Origin of the sequence: Parabacteroides sp. AF17-28 (assembly GCF_003479205.1) — a bacterium.
GTDB lineage: Bacteria > Bacteroidota > Bacteroidia > Bacteroidales > Tannerellaceae > Parabacteroides > Parabacteroides acidifaciens.
In genome coordinates this window covers 105,056-116,778 of the sequence record NZ_QUGV01000006.1, presented here as the reverse complement: position 1 = coordinate 116,778, position 11,723 = coordinate 105,056, and the positions used below count along the sequence as shown (strand labels likewise).

The 11,723-nt window shown below is 47.9% G+C and carries 8 protein-coding genes; 2 read left to right on the top strand and 6 right to left on the bottom strand.

Annotated features, from left to right (window positions below; genetic code table 11):
- From ftcD to secDF, 3 genes are all read right to left on the bottom strand, one after another.
- Window positions 1-906, bottom strand: coding sequence for a glutamate formimidoyltransferase (gene ftcD, locus DWW90_RS06075; protein ID WP_122344351.1), 906 nt, complete (start codon window positions 904-906; stop codon window positions 1-3).
- Window positions 903-2,906: a urocanate hydratase gene (locus DWW90_RS06070; protein WP_122344350.1), complete on the bottom strand. Its 2,004-nt coding sequence runs from the start codon at window positions 2,904-2,906 to the stop codon at window positions 903-905. Before DWW90_RS06070 ends, ftcD begins: the two co-directional genes overlap by 4 nt.
- 172 nt (window positions 2,907-3,078) lie before the next feature.
- Complete coding sequence (gene secDF / locus DWW90_RS06065; protein WP_122344349.1) at window positions 3,079-6,090, bottom strand: protein translocase subunit SecDF; 3,012 nt, start codon at window positions 6,088-6,090, stop codon at window positions 3,079-3,081.
- A gap of 162 nt (window positions 6,091-6,252) precedes the next feature.
- On the opposite strand from secDF, the gene DWW90_RS06060 reads away from it, so the two are divergent.
- The gene (locus DWW90_RS06060) at window positions 6,253-7,257 is read left to right on the top strand and encodes a DUF4468 domain-containing protein (protein ID WP_122344348.1); all 1,005 of its coding nucleotides are present in this window, start codon (window positions 6,253-6,255) and stop codon (window positions 7,255-7,257) included.
- Window positions 7,258-7,267: 10 nt separating this feature from the next.
- The gene (locus DWW90_RS06055) at window positions 7,268-7,816 is read left to right on the top strand and encodes a DUF4468 domain-containing protein (protein WP_115499201.1); all 549 of its coding nucleotides are present in this window, start codon (window positions 7,268-7,270) and stop codon (window positions 7,814-7,816) included.
- Between the two features lie 196 nt (window positions 7,817-8,012).
- Here DWW90_RS06055 and DWW90_RS06050 read toward each other — a convergent pair whose 3' ends face one another.
- The 3 genes from DWW90_RS06050 to DWW90_RS06040 all read right to left on the bottom strand — a co-directional run bounded on the left by DWW90_RS06050 (window position 8,013) and on the right by DWW90_RS06040 (window position 11,715).
- Window positions 8,013-8,909 (bottom strand): DUF4373 domain-containing protein, encoded by an 897-nt coding sequence (locus DWW90_RS06050; RefSeq protein ID WP_122344347.1) that lies wholly within the window; start codon window positions 8,907-8,909, stop codon window positions 8,013-8,015.
- 662 nt (window positions 8,910-9,571) lie between these two features.
- The gene (locus DWW90_RS06045) at window positions 9,572-11,200 is read right to left on the bottom strand and encodes a flotillin family protein (RefSeq protein ID WP_122344346.1); all 1,629 of its coding nucleotides are present in this window, start codon (window positions 11,198-11,200) and stop codon (window positions 9,572-9,574) included.
- A 20-nt stretch (window positions 11,201-11,220) separates the two neighbouring features.
- Window positions 11,221-11,715: a hypothetical protein gene (locus DWW90_RS06040; protein ID WP_122344345.1), complete on the bottom strand. Its 495-nt coding sequence runs from the start codon at window positions 11,713-11,715 to the stop codon at window positions 11,221-11,223.
- Window positions 11,716-11,723: the final 8 nt, after the last annotated feature.

The window sequence follows — 11,723 nt, the reverse complement described above, 5'->3', positions numbered from 1 at the left end:
CTATTCCATTATTCTGGCTTCCAACACCTGATTCATTGAAAAGTCTTCCAGTCCCAAATAATAGGAAGCCGTGTCGATCAACGCTTCCATCGGGACCAGCCCGATAATCTCACTTCCGACAACCGGAACCCCGTAACGGCGAGCTTCGATGCGCACCAGCTCGAAAGCACGGTAAAGGGCTGTGCGGGTATAGTCGGTCATGTTGATCGAAACCTGCACAATGCCGCGTTCCTTCAGCTCCACTCCCATCGCCTTACAATAGCGGAGGCCGCCGCCGATAAAACGTATCTTCTTTGCAATACTGCTTGCTATTTCTAAATTTGCCGTACCTAAATTGACGTTGTAAGCCACTAACGGCATACGGGCGCCGATCGCAACTGTTCCGGCTGTCGGATGCCGTTCGGCAGGGCCAAAATCGGGTTTCCACTCCGGCAACCTGATCTTCTCTTCCATTCCCTCGAACTCCCCTTTACGGATAGCCGCCAAGTTCTCACGGTGGGGAGCCGAAGCGGACTTCTCATAGAGGAAGACAGGAACATGATAGAGGGCGGCGACCTTCTCGCCGACTTCCTTAGAGAGCGCAATCGCTTCGTCCATCGTACAGCCCCGGATCGGGATGAAAGGAACGACATCGACCGCTCCCATCCGGGGATGCTGCCCTGAATGTTTTGTCAGGTCTATCAGTTCCACAGCCTGCCCGACTGCTTCCAACAGGGCGTCCTTCAACGCTTCCGGCTCGCCGACTACTGTCACAACCAAGCGGTTGTGATCTTCGTCGTTGCTATAATCCAATAGCTTTACACCGGCTTTGGCGCGAAACTTGTCTACGATCTTCTCTATTTTCGCCAGATCTCTTCCCTCACTGAAGTTGGGGACACATTCCATTATTTTGCTCCAAGTACTCATGATTTGTGTTTTAAAGAGGTACGTACAATATGTTGAATTAAATCTTCTTTCGGGATAAAAGGCAAGGTGATATGATAACCGCCGTCATACTTCTCATTAAAGGCGGCACTGGTGGACAAGGCATTCGGATTACGGGCCCACGAACGGCGTGCCACACCTCCCATCACATCCCAGATCATGGCGGAGCGGAGTATTTCATCCACCCGCCCGCTTCCGTCGAGCACCATACCGAAACCACCGTTTATCGCCTTTCCGATGCCAACCCCGCCGCCGTTATGAAGGGCAACAAGGCTCATACCTCGCGCCGCATTCCCGGCAAAGCATTGTACAGCCATATCGGCCATGACGTTGCTGCCGTCGTATATATTGGACGTTTCCCGGAAAGGCGAATCCGTCCCGCTCACATCATGATGGTCGCGTCCGAGCATAATCGGCCCCACTTCCCCATCGCGCACCATGCGGTTGAAGCGGAGGGCGATATTCAGTCTTCCCTCGGCATCCTGGTAGAGGATGCGTGCCTGGGTGCCGACAACCAAGCGGTTCTTCTCGGCATCGCGGATCCAGTTATAGTTGTCCAGATCCTGTCCGCGCCGGGTCGGGTCGATACAATCCATCGCGGCATGGTCGGTCTTCACCAGATCCTCATGCTTTCCGCTCAGGCAAACCCAGCGGAAAGGCCCGTAACCGTAGTCGAACAGTTCCGGTCCCATAATATCCTCGACGTATGAAGGCCAGATAAAGCCGTCCTTCTCGTCCACACCGTTGCGGGATATTTCCGTCACTCCGGCATCGTAAATCGCTTTCATAAACGAGTTGCCGTAGTCGAAGAAATAGGTGCCGCGGGCCACAAGCTTCCGGATCACCTCGAAATGGCGGCGGAGGGAAGCGTCGACCAGCGAGCAGAACTTATCCGGATCGCGTGAAAGCAATTCCGTACGCTCGGCAAAAGAGATTCCGGCAGGGCAATAGCCGCCTTCGTAAACGGCATGGCAGGAAGTCTGGTCACTCAGCAGGTCGATCCGGATAGACTGCACCTCGGCATATTCCAACAGGTCTACGATATTGCCATGATAGGCAACGGATATCGGTTCTTTCGCCTGCATCGCCTCCTGTGCCATGCGGAAGGCTTCCGCTTTATCGGCGGTTACATGCTGCACCCAGCCCTGCGAGTGGCGGGTTTCTATGCGGGAACTGTCTACTTCTGCAATGATACTGGCAGCGCCGGCAATGACAGCCGCTTTCGGTTGTGCGCCGCTCATGCCGCCAAGGCCGGAAGAGACAAAGAGATGTCCGCGCAAATCCTGATCTTGCGGAATGCCTAATTTCTTACGTCCGGCATTCAACAGCGTATTGAACGTGCCGTGTACGATCCCCTGCGGACCGATATACATCCAACCGCCCGCCGTCATCTGCCCGTAATTGGCGACTCCCATCTGGGCGGCGACATGCCAGTCTTTCTGGTTGTCGAACATACCGACCATCATCGAGTTGGTGATAATGACACGCGGAGCGTCCGGCCGTGAACGGAACAATCCCAACGGATGCCCGGACTCGATCACAAGCGTCTGCTCGTTCGTCAGTATTTCAAGATATTGTTTGATCAGGCGGTACTGCATCCAGTTCTGGCAGACCTGCCCCGTCTCGCCATACGTAACCAGTTCATACGGATAAAGGGCGATGTCGAAACAAAGATTGTTGTCGATCATCACCTGAAAGGCTTTTCCTTCCAGGCAATTTCCTTTGTATTGATCTATGGGTTTTGCTTTCAGGTCGCCTTGCGGCCGGTAACGGTATCCGTAGATTCGGCCACGGGTCAGCAATTCTTCCATAAACTCGGGAGCCAGCGTTTCATGCAACTCTTCCGGAATGTAACGGAGTGCATTCTTCAAAGCAGTCTCTGTCTGTGCAGGCGTAAGTGAATAGCCGCGATCGGGGGCGCGGCGAATACCGGCGATAAAAGAAGGATAATCCGGCAATTGGTTACTCAGGCGTACTTCCATAACATAATCTTTTAAGGTGTTGCTTACAATATGTAAGCAATTATCAATGTAAGAGGCCTACAAGATAATCATTCTCTTTCATCTTGCCAACCGGGCACCTTATGTTTAGAAGCACAAAAAAAGGCCGTTCCCCGAAAGGAACAGCCTTTTTATATCGAATCACAACAAATTCTTATTTACCAGCTTCAGCAGCCGCTTTCTTATTGATCTTTTTCTTCTGCAATTCGTAAGCGATAGGAGTTGCTACGAACAGAGTAGAATATGTACCGATAATGATACCCAACAAGATGGCAAACGTAAAGCTACGGATTGTAGCACCGCCCAGGATGAAGATACACAACACAACCACCAACGTTGTCAATGATGTATTGAACGTACGACACAGAGTAGAGTTCAAAGCGTCGTTGATCACCTGGTAGCGGTCACGTTTCGGATACAGACCGATCGTTTCACGGATACGGTCGAATACAACCACGGTATCGTTGATAGAGTAACCGATAATCGTCAGGATAGCCGCGATAAACGTCTGGTCGACCTCCATAGAGAACGGCAATACCTTCCAAAGCAATGTGTAGAATGAAATGATACACAAAGTAGTTACAGCTACGGAAGCGAACGCACCTACAGAGAAAGAGATGTCGCGGAAACGAAGCAAGATATAAGCAGCCATACAGATCATGGCAAAGATAACTGCCAGGATAGCCGCATTCTTGATATCGTCAGCCATGCTCGGTCCTACTTTCTGAGAACTCTGGATATACTGGCCGGTGAACTGATCCAATGTCGTTCCTGCCGGAAGCAGTGACTTAACGCCTTCGAACAATTTTGTTTCGATTTCCTGGTCAACCGACGGGTCGCTATCATCAATCTTATAGTTGGTAGATACACGAACCTGGTCCGGAGTACCGATCTGGATAACGCTAACGGAACCGTCTAACTGTGCATCCAACATATCACGAACCTCGTCTGTCTTCACATCCTGGTCGAAACGAACTACATAGTTACGTCCACCCGTGAAGTCGATACCGTTGTTCAAACCGATCGTCGACATAGAAATAGCCCCTAAAACGATGATACCGGCAGGAATCAGATAACCCACCTTGCGAGCTGCCAGGAAGTTGATCTTCGGATTCGTCAACAGATCTTTTGTGATAGAGGTTGTAAATGTCACATTCTTCAGTTTGTCTTTAGCCAACAGCGCTTCGTAAACGATACGAGTCAGGAAGACTGCTGTCAGGAAAGAAGCAACCAAACCGATAATCATTGTCGTAGCGAAACCGCGGATAGGACCTGTACCGAAGTAGAACAATACAATACCTGTGATAATGGATGTCAAGTTTGAGTCGAAGATAGCGGAGAAGGCGTTACCGTAACCATCGGCAATCGCTTTGCCCAATGACTTGCCGGCACGAAGTTCTTCTTTTGTACGTTCGTAGATCAACACGTTTGCATCGACCGCCATACCTAACGTCAACACCATACCGGCGATACCCGGCAGAGTAAGAACAGCCTGGAAAGATGCAAGGATACCCATCGTGAAGAAGATGTTCAGCACCAGAGCACCATCGGCAATCAGACCCGGGATGATTCCGTAGAATGCGCACATATAAATCATCAACAGGATCAAAGCCAATGCAAATGAAATAACACCGGCGTTAATAGCTTCCTGTCCTAAAGACGGACCGACAACGTCTTCCTGTACGATCTGTACGGAAGCAGCCATCTTACCGGACTTCAACACGTTTGCCAAGTCCTTTGCTTCTTCCGGAGTAAAGTGACCGGTAATCTGAGAACGTCCGCCGGTGATTTCCACCTGTACGTTCGGAGCAGAATAAACCATATCATCCAGAACGATAGCGACAGCCTTGCCGATATTTTCTTTCGTCAGACGGGCCCATGCTTTGGCACCTTCTGCGTTCATCGTCATACTAACCTGCTGTTCCGAACGACCTGCCTGCTGAACGAAGTCGGCGTTGGCATCCGTAACAACGTCACCACCTAAGGCAGGCGTTCCGTCACGGTTAGTCATCTTGATAGCATATAAGTAGAAATACTGTTCTTTTTCGTCAAGCGCCTTAACACCCCATTTCAAAGAAAGGTTACGCGGCAGGATATCTTTTACCTGCTTCATGTTCAGGTATTCATTGATCTTGGCAATATCCTTCTTGTCAGCGATACCGACAACCGGACCAGAAGCCAATTGACCGTTATACTGGTTGATCTGCAAAAGCGCGAACAACGGATGCTGTTTTGCAAATTCCTCCCGGCTCAAGGCAGCTTGATTTTCAGGTTTATCTTCACCGATCTTAGCCAACAAAGAGTCTGCGTCGTTAGTTGTTTCAGCAGGGGCGGCTGTTGTTGTTTCCGTTGTTTCAGCAACGACAGCGTCTGTGCTTTCCGTAGCAGCAGAATCTTCTGATTTCAGAACAGTTGCCAATACGTTATCGGCAGCAACCAACTGCTGGTAGATTTCCGGCAAGTTATATGTTTCCCAGAATTCCAGGTTTGCGCTACCCTGTAACAATTTACGTACACGTTCCGGTTCTTTCACACCCGGAAGTTCAACCAGGATACGACCGGCTGTTTCCAGACGCTGGATGTTCGGAGATACAACACCGAAACGGTCGATACGGGTACGCAATACGTTAAATGAGTTATCGATAGCACTCTTCAGTTCGTCCTTCAACACAGCGACAACCTGTGCATCCGTACTCTGGGGAGTGATTTTATCTTTCAATTCGAAAGTACTGAATATGGCGGATAAACGGGCGCCATTATCTAACTTCTTATACTCTTCTGCAAACAGATCAATGAAGTCCTTCTGACTTGTTGCCTGGTGCGCATAGGCCAAATCCAATGCTTTGTTGAAGTTCTCATCCTGGTTGTTGTTTGAAAGCGAGCGAATGACATCGGCCACATTCAACTCCAGAACGACGTTCATACCGCCCTTCAAGTCAAGTCCTAAACTGATTTCCATTTCACGGCACTGCTTGAGCGTATAGCCCAGCCACACCTTCTGAGTAGATAACGAGTCCAAATAAGAACTCTCTTTTACCGGATCTCCACCTGCATACTCAGCGGCTTTACTGTTGTAGTGTCTTGTCACAAACGAGAATGACAGATAAAACAGACAGACAAGCGTAAGTAACACCGCAAAGACCTTTACAAATCCTTTGTTTTGCATTTGAATCTTATGTTTATGTTATTATTCGTTTTTTCACAGGGTGCAAATATAGCCTTTTTTTCTTTGTCCAACAGTAATTAGATTAATTTATTTGTCACACTCTTAGTTTATTTCAGCCACAATTATATATCTTTGCCCGTAAAAAACATAGAAATAATGACCATGAAGCAACTTTTATTATTAGCACTATTTATCCCAAGCCTTCTCTGGGCTCAGGATGATTCCAAGTATTTGGCCGGAGCCGTTCCCGTTGAGAATGGTAAAGTCGTATTTACTCAAGAGATAAACGCCTCTCCTTTTTCTAAAGATGAAGTATATGACAGAATGTTGGACTGGGCCAACGGATTTTTCAGCGAAGACGGCAACCGCGTCGTCTATTCCGACCGTTCGAAAGGAGATATCGCTGCCGTAGGACAGGTTTACCTGGTGTTCCAGAACACAGCCCTGTCGCTGGACCGTTCCGTAATGAACTATCGCGTCACAATGGAATGCGAAAACGGAAAGGCGATCATGAAAGTTGCCGGTATCCGCTATGAATATAATGTATCATACCAGCGCGAACCGGAAAAATATACAGCCGAAGAATGGATCACAGACAAATATTGCTTGAATAAGGATAAAACCAAGCTGAACCGCGGCAACGGCAAGTTCCGTACCAAAACAGTCGATTTCGTCGACGAGATGTTTGCTTCCGCATCGGCAGCCTTTGGCATCCAGACAGCTCCGGCCGCACCGGTTGCTCCGGCACGGACCGTAACGCCAGTAGCACCGGTAACAGCTCCGGCGGCCACTCCTGTTGCTCCGGCTCCGGTAAAAGAAGGTTATGTGGCCTTTGCTGCCGACAAAGTTCCGTCTACCATCTTACAAATGTTGCCCGAAAGCGATATGCAGGTTGCACCGGCCGGCAAACCGGATACGAAAGAGACATCTGCCGTATGGAAAGGCACAGGCAATATGTTCGGCAAATCGATTGCTTCCATCGCAATCGGCAAAGACAGCCCTGTTTATAAGGAAATAGGAGACAACGACACCTACAGCCTCTCTTTCTTCAAGAAAGGTGAGAGCGGAGACGCTTGGTTGATCATCGACTGCCGCAAGCAGGGCGAAACAGCCGAAGGGCAGCAGATGACTGTCATTGGAGAGATTATTAATGTATGGATGAAATAATTCGGATTATATGAAAAAGCTGATTATCCTTATATTGATCATGTTCCCTGTGCTGACTATGGCACAGGGACATAAAGGCGAAGTCGAAGAATGTGCCCCGATGAAAGACGGGAAAGTATGCTATCGCGACACCGTCCATGTAAAAGACATGAACCAGGTCCAGATATTCGACGTCATCGAGAAGTGGGCGAAAAAGAATTACGGCAAAGACGTATTCCTGTCGAATGTCAACTCCAAAAAGTCCAAAGGGATCATCAACGTGTCTTCCAAAGTCGAATTACTGTTGAACGATACGGACAAAACGATCATCAAATACAAGATGAAGATATCTTGCCACGACAACAGCTATTCGGCGGAAGTCGGCAACATTGTCTACCAATACGATCCGGAGAACAATAAGAAGTTCAAGACCTATTCGGCAGAAAGCGTGATTGCCAACAACGGGAAAAGCAATACGGTCGCCCTAATCAAAGATCCGAAGCTCTTCTGCAACGCTACTTTTTTCTTTGTAGAGAATCTGTTCGCCGACATCCTGGATGCGGTGAACGAAGCGGAATAATGACCTTCATGGAGGCTGTTGCTTTTCAATTTCATGCCACAAAGTTACAACAGCCTCCGGAAGCGGAGTTGATTTATGTCGCAAACGTGTAGTTTCTGTACGTTAATAGTTCTTAGTTTGTCAGAAAACGCTTAAGCGGCCTCGTCATTGCCTCCGTTTTCACGAAATGCTGGCGTGTTTCCTCGTCCATCGGCATTCATATAAGCCCGAGTCTTTTAATATTTTCCGCGACGGCATCTCCCAATTCGATAGCCTCTTGTATTTTCGACTTTCTTTCAGGTTGAGCCGCCCGCGCAAATTTTTTCTTCGTTCCATGATTCGACTGCCAGTAATGGAAACGGCGGGTAAAATCTTTTTTCCGTCCGACAGTATCTTGTTCTCCGCTCGAAACAATGAAATCGCAAAACTCATTCAACTTGCCGGGGAGCATCTCGTTAAACCCGATACCTTCTCCGGATTGCCTGACAGCCGAAGCCCGCCAGTCTTCATCTTCCAATAATTCATTTTTCCAAATCTCCCATTGCTCGCGCCCACTCGCCTGCGGAACGAACGGAGTGAGTGAGATTTCTTTTACTTTATTTTCTTTTTCTTTTCTTTCCTTTATCTTTCCTTTCCTTTGTTCTGCGATGTCAACATTTTCGGGCAAAATGTCGACATCTTCCGGTTTCAGGCTTTTTTGAGTCCCCAAACAGATATTCTTGTAGGGCGATACATCAATCAGCAAGTAATCTTTTTTGTCAATCCTCACTTCCTTCCGGCGCCCGGCGATCAGGAAAAACTGTTTTTGGATATCGACGGAAGTCAATATTTCAAAACGTTCATAGCTGCTTCTATCGAAAAGACCTCTCGCCAACGCTTTGTCGACAATGTTTTGCACATTCTCCGACGTCGTGCCGTTCATCATCTTGCGGGCGAAAAGCATGCAGTCGTCCGGAGTCCATTCGCAAAAGAAGCCGTTTCGGTAGATTTTACAGAATATTTTCATTAACACAACGACAGCATTACTGCCAAATTCAGCTTCAATAAGAGCAATCTTATTATCTTCAAAAAAGTCAATCGAAAAAGGAAAATAATCTACACCTTTTAGTTCCATGATAAGAGTGATTAAATTTGAATTATGAATTATAAGAAATAAATCAATACGTATTGCCGCAGGCTCTCTTTTGCCGTTGATTTCAATCAACGGTTTAAAGGTTTAAAGGTTCAGAGGCAAAGCCTCTCCTTCTGTGGACTTTAGTCCCTTTTACAAGAGCTGACCTACAAATATTTGACAGGGGTTGAAACCCGCATAGGAATCCGGCAAAGCCGGAAATTCATTCATCAGTTGATTGAAATCAACGGCAAAAGAGAGCCTGCGGCATAAGGAAAAGCGTTGTTTTTTGTGTTCATGATATTAAAATTCATTGTTGTAAAATGTTGGATTTGTAGTTAATTAATTCAGTTAATATCTGTTTTCATAGTCGATTATTCGGTTATGATTACAATACAAATATAAGCCCTGAAAAAGCGTTTGTCAAGTAAAAAATAGGAAACGCCCCATTCTTTATACTTTGTTAATATATTAACAAAGGCTATATTCGTCTGCAAACATCACTTTTCCTTATAATGTTCACACACGTATAAATACATAGGCATGGATTTTATTTTCCATGGGCATGGAATCGGAAATGCATGGGCATGGAATCGGAAATGCATGGGCATGGAAATGAGAGATGCACAGCCGTGCATCTCTACAGTTATCTCACCGATAAATCATCATTTACCGGCTGTCTTTTCGTCCTTGCCTTTTTCTTCCGGCTTGATGATGTTCTTGACGGTTTCGCCGATCGGCAGTTTGTCCAAGACGCCCAGGCTTGGGGCAACAGTCTTGACCAATTGGTTCAGGAAATTGCCGGTAGCACCGTTTCCGCCGTCAAAGACGGTGATATTTCCGAGGTTGATGTGTTCGAATGCTTTTACCTGCTCGCCGGCAATCTCTTTCCACTGGTCGACCATCTTATACTGGATCGCAATGGCCGGATTGGATTCGGCGGCTTCGACCATCGCCTTGAAACCATCGGCTTCAGCCAACAATGACTTCTTCTTACCGTCGGCTTCGGCTTCCAGCTTCATGCGGATGGCAGCGGCCTCGGCTTCGGCTTGCGCCAACAGGGCTTTCGCACGCGCTTCGGCCTCGCGGATTGTCTTTTCGGCTACGGCATCCGCCTGGAGGATCGCTTCCTGTTTAGCGATTTCGGCAGGAACGATCTTTTGGGCTTTCAGAGCCGATTCCACCTTTTTGGCCTTTGCTTCTTCCACTTCTTTCTGGGCTATTTCGCGGGCAGCCTGAACCGAGGCTTCCGAACGGGCAGCGGCTTCACCGGCTTTCTTATCGGCATCCGCCTGTGTGACGGCAAGTTCCGAATTGGAGAGGGCGATATCTTTGCCGGCTTCGTTACGCCCGATGGCTGCTTTCTTCCCGGCATCGGCTTTCTTGATCTCCATATCGGAGTTCAGTTCGGCGATGCGGCTTTCCTTCTCGGTATTGGCTTTCTCGATATTGATATTCTTCTCGGCTTCCGCCTTGGCTACCTGCGATTCCTTTTCGGCATTGGCAATAGCGACCTGCGAAATACGGTCTTTGTCGGCATTCGCCACCGATATTTCCTGCTGCTTCTTGGTTTCCGCAATGGCGATATCCTGGTCCTTGCGGGTTTCGGCGACCTTTGTCTCGCGTTCCTTTATCTGGTTGGCAATCTTGATCGCTCCTAACTTTTCCTGTTCTTCGATGTTTGCCTGCGCCTCGTTCAACGCTTTACTTTCGGCTTCTTTACCGAGGTTGACGATGTAGTTGGCTGCGTCACGGATATCACTGATATTGATATTCATCAGGTAAAGACCGAACTTCCGGAGTTCCGTATCGATATTCTCACGCACTTTGGACAGGAACTTATCGCGGTCGGAGTTCAATTCTTCAATCGTCATATCGGCAATCACCAGACGCATCTGTCCGTAAACGACATCCGTAATCAGATTCTGCTTATCTTCCGACTGCAATCCGAGCAGACGTTCGGCGGCGTTCTGCATAACTTCGGGATCGGTACTGATCGCAACCGTAATAGTCGTCGGCACATCCACACGGATATTCTGTGCAGACAAGGCTCCGGTCAGTTTGCAGTCGATCTGCAACGGTTTCATGGAAAGGAATTCATATCCCTGGATAATCGGCCATACAAAGGCGGCGCCACCATGATAAAGCTTGGCTGACTTTTCCCCGGAAGTCTTACCATAGACGACCAACACCTCATCACTCTTACATTTCCGATAACGGGATAGGATACCGATAAACGAAATGATGACCACTACCACCAGTATAGCGATCATGATTAACATCTCCTGTGTCATAATTCTAATAGATTTGTTATTTATTGAATATACATAATTCCTGATTCCACCTTGACGATCGTAGTTCGGTCGCCGGTCTGATATTTCCTGTCTTCGAGCGAACGGACATCCATTTCACGCAAGGCGCCGTTGACAGCGACCTGCACGACATAACGTTCACCGTCGTGTGCATAGATCGTACATTCGCGTCCCTGCAAGGCTTCCAACTTCTCCGGCTTGTTTTCTTTCTGCAATTGCCAGGCCTTCTTATACAGATACCAAAGAACCAGAACAAAGATAAGGCCGACCAGAATACCAACGGCATACGACGTGATATCCGTTCCTTGCGAGATATACATATACCACCCCATCCCGATACAGAAATGCGTCAATCCCTTAAAGGACAAGATACTGCCGAGGTCTGCATCGACATCGACATCCGTATCAATATCGCCAAAAAAGATGGAGACTATAAACTGGATCAGAAAGATTGCCGTAGCAACAATGGCTACTGTAAGAAAGATTGTGCTTGTCATGATTGCTT